Origin of the sequence: Amycolatopsis sp. NBC_01488, from assembly GCF_036227105.1 — a bacterium.
In the GTDB taxonomy this organism is placed as follows: Bacteria; Actinomycetota; Actinomycetes; order Mycobacteriales; family Pseudonocardiaceae; genus Amycolatopsis.
Genome location: NZ_CP109434.1, coordinates 7,594,632 through 7,609,847, shown reverse-complemented (window position 1 = coordinate 7,609,847; position 15,216 = coordinate 7,594,632). Strand labels below are relative to the sequence as shown.

Annotated in this window: 19 protein-coding genes; 12 read left to right on the top strand and 7 right to left on the bottom strand. The window is 71.8% G+C overall.

Annotated elements, in window-relative coordinates:
- The first annotated feature begins 70 nt into the window (after positions 1 to 70).
- On the top strand, positions 71 to 1,384 hold the full coding sequence (locus tag OG738_RS35870; RefSeq protein ID WP_329047640.1) for an MFS transporter: 1,314 nt from the start codon (positions 71 to 73) through the stop codon (positions 1,382 to 1,384).
- Positions 1,371 to 2,786 (top strand): pyridoxal phosphate-dependent decarboxylase family protein, encoded by a 1,416-nt coding sequence (locus OG738_RS35865; RefSeq protein WP_329047639.1) that lies wholly within the window; start codon positions 1,371 to 1,373, stop codon positions 2,784 to 2,786. The genes OG738_RS35870 and OG738_RS35865 overlap by 14 nt, the downstream gene beginning before the upstream one ends.
- A 3-nt stretch (positions 2,787 to 2,789) precedes the next feature.
- Here OG738_RS35865 and OG738_RS35860 read toward each other — a convergent pair whose 3' ends face one another.
- Genes OG738_RS35860 through OG738_RS35845 form a run of 4 tightly spaced genes read right to left on the bottom strand, consistent with a single transcriptional unit; the run spans position 2,790 to position 5,939 of the window.
- Positions 2,790 to 3,062, bottom strand: coding sequence for a DUF6295 family protein (locus OG738_RS35860; RefSeq protein ID WP_329047636.1), 273 nt, complete (start codon positions 3,060 to 3,062; stop codon positions 2,790 to 2,792).
- 11 nt (positions 3,063 to 3,073) lie between these two features.
- Positions 3,074 to 3,814, bottom strand: coding sequence for a dienelactone hydrolase family protein (locus OG738_RS35855; protein ID WP_329047635.1), 741 nt, complete (start codon positions 3,812 to 3,814; stop codon positions 3,074 to 3,076).
- Entirely contained in the window at positions 3,811 to 5,502 is a 1,692-nt protein-coding gene (locus OG738_RS35850) for an MFS transporter (RefSeq protein WP_329047634.1), read from the bottom strand. Before OG738_RS35850 ends, OG738_RS35855 begins: the two co-directional genes overlap by 4 nt.
- Positions 5,499 to 5,939, bottom strand: coding sequence for a MarR family winged helix-turn-helix transcriptional regulator (locus OG738_RS35845; RefSeq protein WP_329047632.1), 441 nt, complete (start codon positions 5,937 to 5,939; stop codon positions 5,499 to 5,501). The genes OG738_RS35850 and OG738_RS35845 overlap by 4 nt, the downstream gene beginning before the upstream one ends.
- Before the next feature lie 241 nt (positions 5,940 to 6,180).
- Between OG738_RS35845 and rpmB the strand changes: the two genes are divergently transcribed.
- The 5 genes from rpmB (at position 6,181) to cobA (ending at position 8,620) form a co-directional block, all read left to right on the top strand.
- Positions 6,181 to 6,417: a 50S ribosomal protein L28 gene (gene rpmB / locus OG738_RS35840; RefSeq protein ID WP_329047630.1), complete on the top strand. Its 237-nt coding sequence runs from the start codon at positions 6,181 to 6,183 to the stop codon at positions 6,415 to 6,417.
- Positions 6,417 to 6,584, top strand: a complete 168-nt coding sequence (gene rpmG, locus OG738_RS35835; RefSeq protein ID WP_329047628.1) for a 50S ribosomal protein L33 — start codon at positions 6,417 to 6,419, stop codon at positions 6,582 to 6,584. Before rpmB ends, rpmG begins: the two co-directional genes overlap by 1 nt.
- Positions 6,584 to 6,889, top strand: coding sequence for a 30S ribosomal protein S14 (rpsN, locus tag OG738_RS35830; protein ID WP_329047627.1), 306 nt, complete (start codon positions 6,584 to 6,586; stop codon positions 6,887 to 6,889). The genes rpmG and rpsN overlap by 1 nt, the downstream gene beginning before the upstream one ends.
- Entirely contained in the window at positions 6,886 to 7,140 is a 255-nt protein-coding gene (rpsR, locus tag OG738_RS35825; RefSeq protein WP_329047626.1) for a 30S ribosomal protein S18, read from the top strand. Before rpsN ends, rpsR begins: the two co-directional genes overlap by 4 nt.
- 253 nt (positions 7,141 to 7,393) lie before the next feature.
- Positions 7,394 to 8,620, top strand: a complete 1,227-nt coding sequence (cobA, locus tag OG738_RS35820; RefSeq protein WP_329047625.1) for a uroporphyrinogen-III C-methyltransferase — start codon at positions 7,394 to 7,396, stop codon at positions 8,618 to 8,620.
- 270 nt (positions 8,621 to 8,890) lie between these two features.
- On the opposite strand, the gene OG738_RS35815 is transcribed toward cobA, so the two are convergent.
- Positions 8,891 to 9,769: an alpha/beta fold hydrolase gene (locus OG738_RS35815; protein ID WP_329047623.1), complete on the bottom strand. Its 879-nt coding sequence runs from the start codon at positions 9,767 to 9,769 to the stop codon at positions 8,891 to 8,893.
- A 135-nt stretch (positions 9,770 to 9,904) separates the two neighbouring features.
- Between OG738_RS35815 and OG738_RS35810 the strand changes: the two genes are divergently transcribed.
- Positions 9,905 to 10,747 (top strand): crotonase/enoyl-CoA hydratase family protein, encoded by an 843-nt coding sequence (locus tag OG738_RS35810; RefSeq protein WP_329047621.1) that lies wholly within the window; start codon positions 9,905 to 9,907, stop codon positions 10,745 to 10,747.
- Between the two features lie 10 nt (positions 10,748 to 10,757).
- On the top strand, positions 10,758 to 12,461 hold the full coding sequence (locus tag OG738_RS35805) for an AMP-binding protein (RefSeq protein ID WP_329047619.1): 1,704 nt from the start codon (positions 10,758 to 10,760) through the stop codon (positions 12,459 to 12,461).
- Between the two features lie 36 nt (positions 12,462 to 12,497).
- Here OG738_RS35805 and OG738_RS35800 read toward each other — a convergent pair whose 3' ends face one another.
- Entirely contained in the window at positions 12,498 to 12,899 is a 402-nt protein-coding gene (locus tag OG738_RS35800; RefSeq protein ID WP_329047617.1) for a hypothetical protein, read from the bottom strand.
- Between the two features lie 34 nt (positions 12,900 to 12,933).
- Complete coding sequence (locus OG738_RS35795) at positions 12,934 to 13,443, bottom strand: hypothetical protein (RefSeq protein ID WP_329047616.1); 510 nt, start codon at positions 13,441 to 13,443, stop codon at positions 12,934 to 12,936.
- Positions 13,444 to 13,757: 314 nt separating this feature from the next.
- On the opposite strand from OG738_RS35795, the gene OG738_RS35790 reads away from it, so the two are divergent.
- From OG738_RS35790 to gcvH, 3 genes are all read left to right on the top strand, one after another.
- Positions 13,758 to 13,988, top strand: coding sequence for a hypothetical protein (locus OG738_RS35790; protein ID WP_329047613.1), 231 nt, complete (start codon positions 13,758 to 13,760; stop codon positions 13,986 to 13,988).
- A gap of 13 nt (positions 13,989 to 14,001) precedes the next feature.
- Complete coding sequence (locus tag OG738_RS35785; RefSeq protein WP_329047612.1) at positions 14,002 to 14,622, top strand: CDP-alcohol phosphatidyltransferase family protein; 621 nt, start codon at positions 14,002 to 14,004, stop codon at positions 14,620 to 14,622.
- 101 nt (positions 14,623 to 14,723) lie between these two features.
- A complete protein-coding gene (gene gcvH / locus OG738_RS35780; RefSeq protein WP_072478753.1) occupies positions 14,724 to 15,110 on the top strand; it encodes a glycine cleavage system protein GcvH in 387 nt (128 codons plus the stop codon).
- Positions 15,111 to 15,216: the final 106 nt, after the last annotated feature.

Below are 15,216 nucleotides of genomic sequence, written 5' to 3'. Positions count from 1 at the left end.
CGACCACTACCGGGTGCCCGCCGAGATCGAATACTCATGGCCTGCACCCGGTACGCATCGGAGGAGGACCATGGCGACGCTGTCCGGCCGGACGAGGTTCCGCTATTCGCTCGGCTCGTTCGTCACCGGGTCCTTCGGGACGGTTCCCGGCCTGGTCCTGGTCAAGTACCTGACCGACACGATGGCCGTGCCCGCCGGGTGGGCGGCCGCGATCGTGTTCGTGCCCAAGGCCTGGGACGTGCTGTTCAACCCGGTCGCCGGCCGGCTGTCGGACGCCGACCTGCTCAAGACCGGCAGCCGCCGCCGCTTCCTGCTCATCGGCGGCATCGGCGTCGCGATCCTGTTCGCGGCGATGTTCGCCCACCCCGGCTTCGGGAGCCCGCTGCCGGACGCGCTGTACGTCGCGCTGATGTTCGCCGCCTGCGCCACGGCGTACGCGCTGTTCCAGGTGCCGTTCAACGCGCTGCCCGCCGAGCTGACCGACTCGGCGACCGAGCGGACGAAGCTCACCAGCGTCCGGATCGGCGTGCTGGCCGTGACCATCCTGATCTGCGGCGGCGGCGCGCCGGCGATCAGCACCGGCATCGGCGGGGTCGCCGGCTACCGGGTGATGGCCGTGGTGATCGGGCTGATCGTGCTGGCCGCGACACTGCTCGTGTACTTCGGGCTCAAGGACGCGCCGGTGGGTTCGCTGCGGCCGAACACCGTGAGCCTGAAGGAGCTGACGCGGACGCTGGCCGGCTGGCGGCCGTTCCGCTGGCTGCTCGGCACCTACTTCATCCAGGCGCTGGGCATCGGCACGGTGCTCGCCGCGATCCCGTTCTTCGCCCAGCGGATCCTCGGCAGCGAGGGCTACGGCACGATCCTGTTCGTCATCTTCGTCGGCCCGGCGCTGATCACGATGCCGCTGTGGCCGCGGCTGGGCGACCGCGTCGGCAAGCTCAACGGCTTCCGCCTGGCGACCGCGGCGTTCGCGATCGGGCTGCTGGGCCTGGTCTTCGCCCAGTCGGTCCCGCTGGTGCTGTCGTTCGTCTTCGTCGCGCTGTGCGGGGTCGGCTACGCCGGGATTTCGGTGTTCCCGCTGGCCATCCTGCCCGACCTGATCACCGGCGAAGAGGAGCGCACCGGCGAGACCCGCGCCGGGATCGCGGCCGGCGTGTGGACCGCGGGGGAGACGCTCGGGCTGGCCTTCGGCGGCGGCCTCTGGGCGCTCATCCTCGCCTTCGGCGGGTACGTCTCCAGCACGGACGCCACGGCCGCCCAGCCGCACAGCGCGATCGTGGCGATCCTGATCGGGGCGTCGATCGTCCCCGGCGTGCTGATCGCGCTGGCGCTGCCGCTGCTGCGGCGGAAGGTGCTGGAACCGCGCCATGAACTCGCCTGAGGAGGTCCTCGCGGCCCTGCGGGAGCTGCGCGCGGGCGACCTGCCGACGCACGGCGGCCGCACGCTCGCCTACGTCTACGACAGCGGTCTGTCCGAAGTGGACACCCTCGGCGCCGCCGCGCACGCGCTGGCGTCGTCGGCCAACGGCCTCGACCCGACGGCGTTCCCGAGCCTGCTGCGGATGGAGAACGACCTCGTTCTCGCGGCGTCCCGGTTGCTGGGTGCCGTGCCGGGCGTGGTCGGGTCGGTGACGTCGGGCGGTACCGAGTCGTGCCTGCTCGCGGTGCTTGCCGCGCGGGACGCGCACCCGGAGATCGCCGTGCCTTCGGTGGTGCTCCCGACCACCGCGCACGCGGCGTTCCACAAGGCGGCGCACCTGTTCGGGCTGCGCCGGATCGACGTCCCGGTCGACCCGGTGACGTTCCGCGCCGACCCGGCGGCGATGGCCGCGGCGATCGACGACTCGACGGTGCTGGTGGTGGCGAGCGCGCCGTCGTACGCGCACGGCGTGCTGGACCCGATCGCTTCGATTGCGGCTTCGGCGCTCGAGCGCGGGGTCCGGATGCACGTCGACGCGTGCATCGGCGGCTGGGTGCTGCCGTACTTCGCCCGCCTGGGCGCGGACGTCCCGGCGTTCGACTTCCGCGTCCCCGGCGTCACGAGCATTTCGGTGGACCTGCACAAGTACGCGTACTGCCCGAAGGGCACGTCGGTGCTGCTGCACGCGTCGGCGGAGCTGCGGCGGTCGCACTACTTCGCGAGCGCGGCCTGGCCCGGCTACACGATGCTGAACACGACGATCCAGAGCACGCGCTCGGGCGGCCCGCTGGCGGCAGCGTGGGCGGTGGTGCGGCACCTCGGCGAGGAGGGTTACCTCTCGCTGGCCGCCGCCACCCGGGAGGCTGTTTCGCGGATCCGCGCGGGCATTTCGGAGCTGCCCGGCCTGCGGATCCTCGGCGACCCGGTGTCGACGCTGATCGCGTTCACCGGCGACGACGGCTTCGACCTCTTCACGGTGGCCGACGAGATGAAGGCCCGCGGCTGGTACGTCCAGCCGCAGTTCGCGCACCTGTCGTCGCCGGTGAACCTGCACCTGACCGTGACGGCGGCCAACCACGGCAGCGAGAAGGAGTTCCTGACCGACCTGGCGGCGTCCTTGGACGCGGCCCGCGCGGCGGGTCCCGTGGTGATCGACGCCGCCGTGGCCGAGTTCGTGGCCGCCCTCGACCCGGCGACGTTGACGTCGGAGCAGTTCGCCGGTCTTCTCGCGGCGGCAGGTCTCGGCGGCGCTTCCGGCCTCCCGGACCGGATGGCCCCGATCAACGCGCTCCTCGCAACGGCTCCGGCGCCGTTGCGGGAGCGGTTGCTGCTGGAATTCCTGGGCGCCCTCTACACGCCCTGACCGTCACTGGTCCCGCGAAGCCAGCCCTTCGGGGGCGGACTTGACGGCGGCGTGGATCGCGTCCGCCAGCGCCAGCGCGTCCTCCTCGGTGAGTTCCAGGGCGACGCGCGCCGAAGCGCCCAGGCCCGGGTTGCGGAAGTCGATGTTCACGGTGTGCGCGTACGGCGCGTGGACCGGGTGGTCCACATACACGGTTCCCTCGTTCAGGCGGAACCAGCCGCGGGCGCCCTTGCCGCTGCCTTCGAGGGCGAACTTCTCCGTCAGGTAGGTGCACATGGCGAGTCCTCTCAGGCGGTGAGGGTGCGGGAGTAGAAGTCGAGAATGCGTTCCCAGCCGTCCTTCGCGGCTTCCGGCCGGTAGCTCGGGCGGTCGACGGCGAAGAACGCGTGGCCGGCGCCCGCGTACGTGTGGAACTCGTGCTCCTTGCCCAGCTTCTCCAGCTCGGCCGCCAGCACCGCGACCTCGTCGGGGCTCGGGAACTGGTCGTCGGCACCGAAGATGCCCAGCAGCGGGCACGACAGCTGCGAAGCCATGCCGAGCAGCGGCTTCATCATCTTCATGGACTCGGGCGGGTCGTTGACGACGAACGCGCCGTAGCAGTCGACCGCCGCGTCGAGGTCCAGGGAACAGCCGGCGAGGAACGCGTGGCGCCCGCCGGAGCAGTGTCCGATGACGCCCACGCGACCGTTCGCGTTCTCCAGGGCGCGGAGGTAGTCCGCGGCGCCGGAGACGTCGCCGACCAGCCGGTCGTCCGGGACGCCGCCGGCCGCGCGGACCGTGGCGGCCGCGTCGTCCGGGTCCGCGCCCGGCGCTTCGCGGGTGTACAGGTTGGGGCAGAGCGCGTTGTAGCCCTCGACGGCGAAGCGGCGCACCATCTCCTTCGTCGCCGCGTCGTAGCCGGGCAGGTGGTGGATCACCACGACGCCGCCGCGCGGGGTCGTGTCGGTGGGCTTGGCCAGGTAGGCCTCGAGCTCGTCACCGCCGTGGCCGGTGATGGTGACGGTCCCGGCGACGATCTCGTCGGTCATTGAGACTCCTTCGATCCCTCGGGGGTGTGGAAGTACCGCGCGCCGCGCGAGGCGGACGCCACCGCGGCGACGACGGCCATCACCGCGGCCGCCGTGAACACGACCACCAGGCCGTGGTGGAACGGGCCGGACACCAGTCGCGGGAAGAACTCCCCGCCGGTCAGCGCCGACCGGTCGGCCGGCGACAGTCCGGAAAGGACGTCCGGGCCGAGCAGGTGCCCGACCGGGTTGCTGCCGAGGAACGCCGCGAACAGCGTGCTCACCGGCGGCAGCTGCGCGACGCCGTCGGCGACCGACGCCGGGACGCCGTGCGCCTGCAGGCCGCTGGTCAACGTCTGCGGCAGCGAAGAAGCCAGCCCGGCGATCATCAGCGAGAAGAACACGCCGATGGACAGCGACGTGCCGGAATTCTGGAAGGTCGCCCGCATGCCGGAGGCGACCCCGCGCTGCTCGGTCGGCACGCTGCTCATGATCGCGGACGTGTTCGGCGCGGAGAACATGCCCTGCCCGATGCCGCTGACCACGAGCAGCGCGGCGAACGCCGGGTAGGGGAAGTCCACTGGCAGCGCCAAGAGCCCGAGGAAGGCCGCCGCGACGAGCAGCAGCCCGCCGGTGGAGAACAGCCTTGCGCCGAACCGGTCGGACAGGTAGCCCGACACCGGCCCCGCGAGGAGGAACCCGACGGTCAGCGGCAGCAGGTAGATGCCCGCCCACAACGGCGTCCGCTCGTAGTCGAAGCCGTGCAGGGGCAGCCAGATCCCCTGCAGCCAGATGATGAGCATGAACTGCATGCCACCCCGGGCGACCGAGGTCAGCAACGCGGCGATGTTCCCCGCGGCGAACGCGCGGATCTTGAACAGCCCCAGGTGGAACATCGGCGCGGCGACGCGGGTCTCGATGACGCCGAACAGCAGGAGCAGCAGCACGCCGGCGCCGATCCCGCCGAGCACCCACGGACTGCCCCAGCCGGTGGCGGCGCCGCCGTAGGGCTGGATGCCGTAGGTGATCGCGGCCAGCAGCACAGCGGTCCCGGCCGCGAAGGTGATGTTGCCGCCCCAGTCGACCTTCGCGCGCTTCGGCGTGCCGGCCTCGCGGAGGCTGCGGATCGACCAGATCGTGCCGAACAGCCCGAACGGGACGCTCACCCAGAACACCGCGCGCCAGTCGATCTCGGCGAGCAGGCCGCCGACGACCAGGCCGAGGAACTGCCCGGCGAGCGCGGTGATCTGGTTGACGCCCAGCGCCATTCCGCGCTGCTCGGCCGGGAAGGCGTCGGTGAGGATGGCGGCCGAGTTCGCCGTCAGCATCGACCCGCCGACGGCCTGCACGACCCGCCAGCCGATCAGCCAGAGCGCGCCGCCGCCGGCGTGGAACGGGTCGAACGACAGCGCCACCGACGCGACGCTGAACACGACGAAGCCGAGGTTGTACATCTTGACGCGGCCGAACATGTCGCCGAGCCGCCCGAGCGTCACCACCAGCACGGCCTGCACCAGCAGGTAGCCGAGGATCATCCAGAGCAGGTAGCCGATGTTGCCCGGGGCCAGCGGGTCGAGGCCGATGCCGCGGAAGATCGCCGGCAGCGAGATGATCACGATCGAGCCGTCGAGCGCGGACATCAGCACGCCGAGTGTCGTGTTGGAGAGCGCAACCCACTTGTAGCGGCTCGGGGTTTCGGTGACGGTCACAGCTCGTCCGCCAGCCGCTCGATCAGCGGGATCGCGGCGACGAGCTTGCGCTGCTCGGCCACGGTGAACTTCTCGGCCAGCGCGGTGGCCATCTGCCGGGTGGTCTGCGAACGGCGATCGGTGAGCAGCCGGACGCCGGCTTCGGTGACCGACATCAGCACCTTGCGGCCGTCGGAGTCGTCCTTGCGCCGTCCGACGAGCCCGCGGTCGACGAGCCCGGCGAGGGTGACACCCATGGCCTGCGGCTTCACGCGTTCGAGGTCGGCGAGACAGCCGGGGGTGGCCGCCCCTTCGCGATCGAGCCGGGAGAGCACGGACCGTTCGGGCAGCGTCAGCTCCCCGACGACGTACCCCTTGCGCAACCGCCGGATCAGCCGGCCCAGCGCGACGCGCAGGTCGGCGCTCGCCTGGAGGAGCTCCTCGTCCGTCACGATCATCAACCTAGACTGATAAACCTGGGTTGATCAACCCGGACGGACCGGCCCTAACGGGTAAGCGAGGACGTTTTGCCCGGCGACCGGCACCGTGACGCGTGGAAGTGCTTCATCAGCCGCCGCGGGACCATTCGACCTGGCCGGCGCTGTCCACGCTTGGGGGTCACGGGGGCTCCGGGAATGCGGCGGGGTACGGTGCGTAGAGTAGATGAAAACGAAAACCACTATCAACTCGGGAGGGTCCGTGTCCGCCGTGTGCCAGGTCACCGGCCGCAAGCCGGGCTACGGCAAGCAGGTCTCGCACTCGCATCGCCGCACGTCGCGGCGGTGGGAGCCGAATCTGCAGAACCGTCGCTATTTCGTGCCCAGTGAGGGCCGCTGGGTGCGGCTGCGGGTGTCGGTCAAGGGCATGAAGACGATCGACAAGCGGGGCATCGAGGCCGTCGTGACCGAACTGAAGGCAAGGGGAGTGAAGCTGTAGTGGCGAAGAGCACCGACGTCCGCCCGGTGGTCAAGCTGCGGTCCACCGCGGGTACCGGCTACACGTACGTCACGAGGAAGAACCGCCGCAACGACCCGGACCGGATGGTCCTGCGCAAGTACGACCCGGTCGCGCGCAGGCACGTCGAGTTCAAGGAAGAGCGCTGATGGCCAAGAAGTCCAAGATCGCGAAGAACGAGCAGCGCAAGGTGATCGCCGCGCGGTACGTGGAACGCCGTCGTGCGCTGAAGTCCGTCATCGCCTCGCCGTCGTCGTCCCCGGGGGAGAAGGCCGAGGCGGTGGTCGCGCTGCAGAAGCTGCCGCGCGACGCGAGCCCGACCCGGATCCGCAACCGGGACGCGGCCGACGGGCGGCCGCGCGGCTACCTGCGCAAGTTCGGGTTGTCGCGGGTGAAGATGCGGGCCGCCGCGCACCGTGGCGAGCTGCCGGGCGTCACGAAGTCGAGCTGGTGAGCCGGATGCCGAAGCCACACCGCGACCGCCCGGCCAAGCGCAAGGTGAACCTGCTGCACGCCCACAAGATCACCCACGTCGACTGGAAGGACGCCGACCTGCTGCGGAAGTTCATCTCCGACCGCGGCAAGATCCGCGCCCGCCGCGTGACGGGATTGACCCCGCAGCAACAGAAACAGGTCGCCACGGCGATCAAGAACGCGCGTGAGATGGCCCTGCTGCCGTATCCGGCATCGGGGCGCGCGAGCTGAAGTACGGCTGCGGGCCGCCGGGCGGGTCACGCCTGGCGGCCCGAAGTCCGGCTGAGCACCGTCGCCGTCACGCTGACCGCCGACCGTCCCGCGAGCTGGTCGGGGGCGCGCTCCCGTGAGGCTTGTGCCGTGGGTGACCGGGTCCGGGCGTCGCGCCCGCAGGTCGGCGACGCCCGCCCGCCCGGCCGGTCTCCGGCGTGGCGTGACCCACGCTGGGCTGGCGCGCGGGTGAACCGCCAATAAACTCCCGCCCATGGACGACCCGCACTACCTCTCCGGCCTCCAGCTGTCCGGCCGCCGCGTCGTGCTGTTCGGCGGCGGCTCGGTCGCGCAGCGACGGCTGCCCCGGCTGATCAGCGCGGGTGCCCGCGTCGAACTGGTGTCGCCGCACACGACGCCGTCGGTGCAGGGGATGGTGGACGCCGGCGAGCTGGTCTGGCACGAACGCCGCTACGCCGCCGGTGATCTGAAGGACGCTTGGTACGCGCTGGCCTGCACGAACGACCCGGCCGTGAACGCCGAGATCTGCGCCGAGGCCGAGCGTGAGCGGGTGTTCTGCGTCCGCGCCGACGAAGGCGAGTCGGGCAGCGCGGTGACCCCGGCGTCCGGGCGGCACGGCGGCCTGCTGTTCGGCGTGCTCTCGGGCGGCGAGCCCCTGCGCTCGGCCGCGGTCCGCGACTCGGTGCTGGACGGCCTGCACAACGGGACGATCGAGGACGGCCGTCAGCCGCATCCGGAAGGCGTCCTGCCGGGCGTGGCCCTGGTCGGCGGCGGCCCGGGCGACCCGGAGCTGATCACGGTCCGCGGCCGCCGGCTGCTGTCGCGCGCGGACGTCGTGGTCGTCGACCGGCTGGCCCCGCGCGAGCTGCTGGACGAGCTGGCGCCCGAGGTCGAGGTCGTCGACGCCGCGAAGATCCCTTATGGCCGTGCGGCCAGCCAGGACGTCATCAACCGGACGCTGATCGAGCGGGCCAAGGAGGGCAAGTTCGTCGTCCGGCTCAAGGGCGGCGACCCGTACCTGTTCGGCCGTGGCTTCGAAGAGGTGCTGGCCTGCGCCGAGGCGGGCGTCCCGGTGACGATGGTCCCGGGCATCACGAGCGCGTTCGCCGTCCCGGCGGTGGCGGACGTCCCGGTCACCCACCGCGGGGTGGCGCACGAGGTGGTGGTGGTCTCCGGCCACGTCGCCCCGGGCGACGACCGGTCCCTGGTCGACTGGGACCTGCTCGCCCGCATGCGCGGCACGATCGTGCTGATGATGGGCGTGGAGCGCCTCCCGCAGTTCGCCAAGGCCCTGCTCGACGGCGGCCGCCCGGCGGACACCCCGGTGGCGATCATCGAGGACGGCACGATGCGCACCCAGCGCACGTTGCGGTCCACTTTGGACACCGTGGTCACCGACGCGGCGGCCTCCGGAGTCCGCCCCCCGGCGATCATCGTGGTCGGCCCGGTGGCCGGCTTGTCGCCGGTCCGGTCCTCGTAGCGCTGACGCTCTGCGCCTTCCCGCACCGCGGCGGAGCCCGGTCGGCGGTGCGGACGAAGCGCGCGCGACCGGGGCATCACGTGTGTTCCAGCGGGCATCACGCGTGATCAGAGGGGCATCACCCCGATGCCCCTCCAATCACGTGAGATGCCCCTCCAATCACGTGAGATGCCCCGCTAAGCACGCGAGATGCGCGCCCGATCACGTGAGATACGTGCCCGATCACGCGAGTTCCGGCTCTGATCACGCGAGAGCCGGGTTGACGCCGATTCAGTCGTCGTAGCAGCTCGCGGCGAAGTCGCGGATCGCGTCCGACAGGCGGGTCGGGTCCAGGCGCAGCTCGACCGGGCTGCGGGCCTGGACGAACTCCGCCTCCGGCATGTCGACCGCCAGCGTGTCCGCGTCACCGAACGGGTGGATCGGGTCGCCCTGGTGGCCGATCACCAGCGCGCGCGTCGTGATCTTGCGGCGCACCGACTTCGGGGGCGCGATGCGGCCGAACAGGACGCCGTGCAGCAGCGCCGCCATCGGGGCCGGGCGCTGGGAGAGCGTGTCCGTGACGACGTCGACCCACTGGTTGCCGTGCGGGACCAGGGACGCCACGAGCGCCACCGCCTGGACCGTCACCGGCAGGAACCGGGCCGCCATCAGCAGCGGCGCGAACGTGATCAGGCCCGCGACGATCGCGTTGTCCAGCACCGGCATCTCGACGATCAGCCCGCGGACCCGCGAAGGCGCCGACACCGCCACTTCGAGCGAGACGTTCGCGCCGAGTGACGTCCCACCGACCACCGCGGACTCCACTTCGAGGTGGTCCAGCAAGGCGAGCGTCTGCTCGGCGAACGACGGCATCGAGTACAGCCACGACTCGGTCGGCCGGTCGGAGTCGCCGTGGCCGAGCAGGTCGAGCGTGACGACGCGGAACCCGGCGCGGGCCAGCCGGCGCGCGAGCGGCGCGTGCATCCGGCGGGTCAGCATGATGCCGTGCGTCAGCACCACGACCTTGTCGCCGCTGCCGAACTCCGTGTACCAGAGCCGGTGCCCCTCGTGGTCGAACGAGCCGGTCAGCTCGATCGGCCGGGACGCCCGCCGCGCCGGGGCGGCCGGGGGTTCGGGCTCGATCAGGGTCGCGCTGCCGGCCGGGCTCATGTCCCACCGTCCTCCCCGCGTCGTGGTCACCTGTGTCCAGGAAAACATCCCCTGACCACGTTGGCACAGTGACACCGGCGTCAATTGACGACGTGCCAATGGCGGCTCGTCACGGGCATGGGTGAAGATGACCCCATGACCGCTACTGCTGACAGTCTGCCCGACCTCGTCTCCCTCAAGGTCGACGTCGCCGGCCCCGTGGCCGAAGTGACGCTCCTCGGCCCGTCGAAGGGCAACGCGATGGGGCCGGACTTCTGGCGCGAGCTGCCGCTGGTCTTCCGCGCGCTGGACGCCGACCCGCAGGTCAGGGCCGTGGTGCTGACCGGCAGCGGCAAGCACTTCTCCTACGGCCTCGACCTGCCGGCGATGATGGGCGACTGGGCGCCGATGCTCGGCGGGGACAACCTGGCCGGGCCGCGCACGGCGTTCCTCGACCAGGTCCGGTCGCTGCAGGCGGCGGTCAGCTCGATCGCGGAATGCCGCAAACCGGTCATCGCGGCGGTTTCGGGCTGGTGCATCGGGGGTGGGGTCGACGTCGTCGCCGCCGCGGACATCCGGCTGGCCAGCGCCGACGCCAAGTTCAGCGTCCGCGAGGTGCGCGTCGCCATCGTGGCCGACCTCGGCAGCCTCCAGCGGCTCGCCTCGATCGTCGGCGAGGGTCACCTGCGAGAGCTCGCGCTGACCGGCAAGGACATCGACGCGGCCCGCGCCGAGAAGATCGGCCTCGTCAACGACGTCCGCGCCGACCAGGAGACGCTGCTCGAGGCCGCGCGGGAACTCGCCGGGGAGATCGCTGCGAACCCGCCGCTCGTGGTGCAGGGTACGAAGCAGGTACTGGCGACGAACACCGAGCGCCAGGTCGCCGACGGCCTCCGGTACGTCGCGGCGTGGAACTCGGCGTTCCTGCCCAGCAAGGACCTCGGCGAAGCGGTCCAGGCGTTCATGGAGCGTCGCCCGCCGGAGTTCAAGGGCGAATGAAGGAGGCACTGTGACCGCTTCGGAGGTCCACCACGCGTTCCGCGTCGCGCGGGACTACCTGCAGGCCCACCGCGAGGACTACGACACGGCGTACCGGGACTTCGCCTGGCCGGAACTCGACGAGTTCAACTGGGCGATCGACTGGTTCGACGTCGTCGCGCACGATCCCGACAACGCCGAGCGGTACGCGCTGTGGATCGTCGAGGAGGACGGCACCGAGAACCGGTGGACCTACCCGGAGCTGTCCGGCCGGTCCAACCAGGTGGCGAACTGGCTGCGGACCCTCGGCGTCCGCCGCGGCGACCGGCTGATCCTCATGCTGGGCAACCAGGGCGAACTGTGGGAGACGTTCCTCGCCGCGATCAAGCTCGGCGCCGTGATCATCCCGGCGTCCACGCTGCTCGGCCCGGCCGACCTCACCGACCGCGTCGAGCGCGGCGCGGCCAGGCACGTCGTGGTCCGCTCGGTGGACGCGCCGAAGTTCGACGGCGTCGAGGGCGACTACACGCGGATCGCGGTCGGCGAGCCGGTCGAGGGCTGGCAGCCGTACTCGGCCGCGTTCGCGCAGTCGCCGGAGTTCGCCCCGGACGGACCGACGAAGGCCGCCGACCCGCTGCTGCTCTACTTCACCTCCGGTACGACGGCGAAGCCGAAGCTGGTGCAGCACACGCACGTCTCGTACCCGGTGGGCCACCTGTCCACGATGTACTGGATCGGGCTGGAGCCGGGCGACGTCCACCTGAACATCTCCTCGCCCGGCTGGGCGAAGCACGCGTGGAGCAACTTCTTCGCCCCGTTCAACGCCGAAGCGACGGTGTTCCTCTACAACTACAACCGGTTCGACGCGGGCGCGCTGCTGGCCCAGATGGACCGGTGCGGCGTGACGAGCTTCTGCGCGCCGCCGACGGTGTGGCGGATGCTCATCCAGGCCGACCTGACGGCGCTCAAGACCCCGCCGAAGAAGGTCGTCGGGGCGGGCGAGCCGCTGAATCCCGAGGTGATCGAGCAGGTCCGGAAGTCGTGGGGCGTCACGATCCGCGACGGTTTCGGCCAGACCGAGAGCAGCGTCCAGATCGCCAACACGCCCGGCCAGGACGTCGTGCCCGGCTCGATGGGCCGCCCGCTGCCCGGGTTCGTGGTGGCGCTGGTCGACCCGGTCAGCGGCGAGCGGGCGTCGGAAGGCGAGATCTGCCTCGACCTGCGGCACCGGCCGGTGGGCCTGATGACCGGCTACGCCGGCGACGACGAGCGCACGTCGGCGGCCTTCGCGGGCGGCTTCTACCACACCGGTGACGTCGGTTCGGTCGACGAACGCGGCTACATCACCTACGTCGGGCGCACCGACGACGTGTTCAAGGCGTCGGACTACCGGATCTCGCCGTTCGAGCTGGAGAGCGTGCTGATCGAGCACGAGGCCGTCGCCGAGGCGGCGGTCGTCCCGGCGCCCGACCCGATCCGGCTCGCGGTGCCCAAGGCGTACGTCGTGCTGGCGCCCGGCCACGAGCCGACGGCCGACACGGCGAAGGCGATCCTCGCGTACTGCCGCGAGCACCTGGCGCCGTACAAGCGGATCCGGCGGCTCGAGTTCGCGGAGCTGCCGAAGACGATCTCGGGCAAGATCCGCCGCGTCGAACTGCGTGGGCGCGAGAGCGACCCGAAGCGCGCCGAGGGAACCGAGTACCGCGAAGAGGACTTCCCGGACCTCAAGGGCTGAGCCGGCGGGGACGCTCCTCGCGTCCCGGTCCGCTCGTCAGGCGCGGGTGCCCTCGACCTGGCGGCCGTCTTCGGTGGAGCAGACGGTCACCGGGTCGTTCGGGCCGCTGCCGCACGTCCACTCGTCGAGGACGACCGGGCCGGGGCCGTCGGCGGAGGCCGCCTCGGCCGGGGTCAGCTTCGCGAAGTAGTCCTTCAGGAGCTTCGCCGCGGCCGCGCAGTCGACCTGGCCGTGCGCGACGACCGCCGTCTTCGCGCCGCCCGCGCCGGTGACGTCGCCGCACGGCACGCCCGGGGCGGTCGACGCCGCCGCGGCGGCCGCGGCCGGGACCGCCGCAGCCGGGGACGAGGGCGCGGCGGGCGCCGGGTCGCCACCGCCGCAGCCGGCCAGGACGGCGGAAGCGGCGACGAGCAGCAGGGGGTACGCGAGTGTCTTCATGGGCCCTTCAGGAGCGGGAACGGATCGGGATGGCTCACTCGGACGGCACGACGGCGGCGAACACCGTCTGCTCGCCCTTGGTGCAGGTGGTGCCGCCCTGGGCGGCCGGCGGCCCGGACGTGCACAGCCAGCCGTCGACGGTCTCGTTCACCGCGTCGTTCGACCCGGCGCCCTGGCGCCCGGCGATCTTGCGGTGGAAGTCGCCGACGAGCTTCGTCGCGGCGGCGCAGCTGACGCCGGCGGAGCCGCTGTCGAACACGTAGAGCGTCAGCCCGCTGGCGGCGGTCACCGTGCCGCAGGACCCGGGCACCGACGGCGGCACGCCGGCCGGCTTCGTCACCGGCGCGGGCGCGGACGAGCTGCTGCCGGCGGGCGGCGGCGGGGGAGCGGTGGTCGAAGACGCCGGAGCCGCCGAAGTCGTGACGGCCGTGGACGACGGCGGCGCCTGCGCGGCGGGCTCGGCGGAGCAGGCCGCGAGCGCGGGCACGGCGAGGCAGGCGGCGAGCAACGGCCGCCACGTCCTCGTGGTGGTCGGGTGGGGCACCGCGATCGTTCCTCCCCGGTCAGGCTGGCCCGGTCATTCTGGCCCATCCGGGCCGGGGCCCGTGGACCGGCTCGCCCACAGGTGTGCGGCAGATTACTCCAGCCGGGTGGCGGCCCGGTCCGGTGGCCGCCGGCAGAATGTCCACAATGGACGTTTAACATTCCGTTCACGCTCCGAAACCTCACGCTGCCATCAAGAATCGATCGGTCTAATTCCGGCCGCGCCGGTTAACACTCCGGCCCCGCGCGCCGAAGATCTTGGTGGAGGCCGAAGAGCTTCCCGTCCCCGACGCCCGTCCCGAGCCCGTGAGAGCGATGAACGCCGACGCTGTGACCAGCCCCGAAGCCAGCACCGACGAGACCACCGGCCCGGCCGGCCCGCCGACCGTCCCCAGCAGCGTCGTTTGGTGCTGCGGGCGCCCGTACGTCCTCGAGGCGCGCCCCGGCCGCACCCGCTGGATGGGCACCGACTACCGGGGCCGTCCCGAGGCGCTGAGCAGCGCCGAACTGCAGCGGCGCGGCTGGAGCCGCCGCCGCGCCTGCTGACTACGCTGGCCGGGTGAGCACCGCCGCACCCGAACCCGCCGCTCAGGCGAGCGCCGCCGAGCCGTCCCTGCTGAAGCAGGCCTTCAACGTCCCCAACATGCTGTCGCTGCTGCGGCTGGCCGGCGTGCCGGTGTTCCTGTGGCTGCTGCTGGGGCCGCGGGAGGACGGCTGGGCGCTCGCCCTGCTGGTCTTCAGTGCGCTGACCGACTGGCTCGACGGCAAGCTGGCCCGCTGGCTCAACCAGATGTCCCGGCTGGGCCGGCTCCTCGACCCGGCGGCCGACCGGCTCTACATCCTCGCGACGCTCATCGCGTTCCTGGTCCGCGACATCATCCCCTGGTGGGTCGTGGTGCCGCTGGTGCTGCGCGAGGCCGTGCTCGGCGTCTGCGTGCTGACCCTGCGCCGCCGCGGCTTCGCCCCGCCCGAGGTGACCTACATCGGCAAGGGCGCGACGTTCGTGCTGATGTACGCCTTCCCGTTCCTGCTGCTCGCGCAGGGCGGCTCGGACGTCGCCGCGGTCGCCCGGCCGATCGGGTACGCCTTCACCATCTGGGGCGGGGTCCTCTACGTCTGGTCGGGCGTGCTCTACGTCGTGCAGGCCCGCGCCGCGCTGCGCGGCGCCGATGACGACTGAGCGCGACCCCTTTCCCGGGGCGTGCCCGGCGGCTGCGCCGTGTGGGTGTAAGACTTCGCCCAGCACGTTTTCGCCAGTGAGGGCATGAAAGGGGACCGGCGGTGTCCGCTCCTGAAGAGCTTCGCTACACCGAGGAACACGAGTGGGTCGCCACCCGCGGCGAGGACACCCTCGTCCGCGTCGGCATCACCGAGTACGCGCAGGACCAGCTCGGCGACGTCGTGTTCGTCGACCTGCCCGAGGTCGGCCGCCAGGTGAGCGCGGGCGACGTCTTCGGCGAGGTCGAGTCGACGAAGAGCGTGTCCGAGCTGTTCGCGCCGGTCGACGGGGAGGTCGTCGCGGTCAACGACGCCGTCGCCGACTCGCCCGAGCTGATCAACAGCGACCCCTACGGCGAGGGCTGGCTGATCGAGATCCGTCTCGACGACCCGGCGGGGCTCGAAGCGCTGCTCGAAGCCGAGGCGTACGACGCCCTGACCAAGGGCTGAGCCGCGCTCCGGGCCGCCCGGACCGGCACTGCGCCGGTTCGGGGAGCCGGGGCTCGGAGAATCGATCAGGCACGGTACGTTGGCAGCTACACGTTCTTGAGTACTA

Bases quoted from the DNA above. Each gene is read 5' to 3' on its own strand.
- cobA (WP_329047625.1), top strand. From the start codon at position 7,394: ATGGACGACCCGCACTACCTCTCCGGCCTCCAGCTGTCCGGCCGCCGC.
- OG738_RS35870 (WP_329047640.1), top strand. From the start codon at position 71: ATGGCGACGCTGTCCGGCCGGACGAGGTTCCGCTATTCGCTCGGCTCG.
- OG738_RS35855 (WP_329047635.1), bottom strand. From the start codon at position 3,814: ATGACCGACGAGATCGTCGCCGGGACCGTCACCATCACCGGCCACGGC.
- OG738_RS35865 (WP_329047639.1), top strand. From the start codon at position 1,371: ATGAACTCGCCTGAGGAGGTCCTCGCGGCCCTGCGGGAGCTGCGCGCG.
- OG738_RS35790 (WP_329047613.1), top strand. From the start codon at position 13,758: ATGAACGCCGACGCTGTGACCAGCCCCGAAGCCAGCACCGACGAGACC.
- OG738_RS35845 (WP_329047632.1), bottom strand. From the start codon at position 5,939: ATGATCGTGACGGACGAGGAGCTCCTCCAGGCGAGCGCCGACCTGCGC.
- OG738_RS35800 (WP_329047617.1), bottom strand. From the start codon at position 12,899: ATGAAGACACTCGCGTACCCCCTGCTGCTCGTCGCCGCTTCCGCCGTC.
- OG738_RS35815 (WP_329047623.1), bottom strand. From the start codon at position 9,769: ATGAGCCCGGCCGGCAGCGCGACCCTGATCGAGCCCGAACCCCCGGCC.
- rpsN (WP_329047627.1), top strand. From the start codon at position 6,584: ATGGCCAAGAAGTCCAAGATCGCGAAGAACGAGCAGCGCAAGGTGATC.
- OG738_RS35810 (WP_329047621.1), top strand. From the start codon at position 9,905: ATGACCGCTACTGCTGACAGTCTGCCCGACCTCGTCTCCCTCAAGGTC.
- OG738_RS35860 (WP_329047636.1), bottom strand. From the start codon at position 3,062: ATGTGCACCTACCTGACGGAGAAGTTCGCCCTCGAAGGCAGCGGCAAG.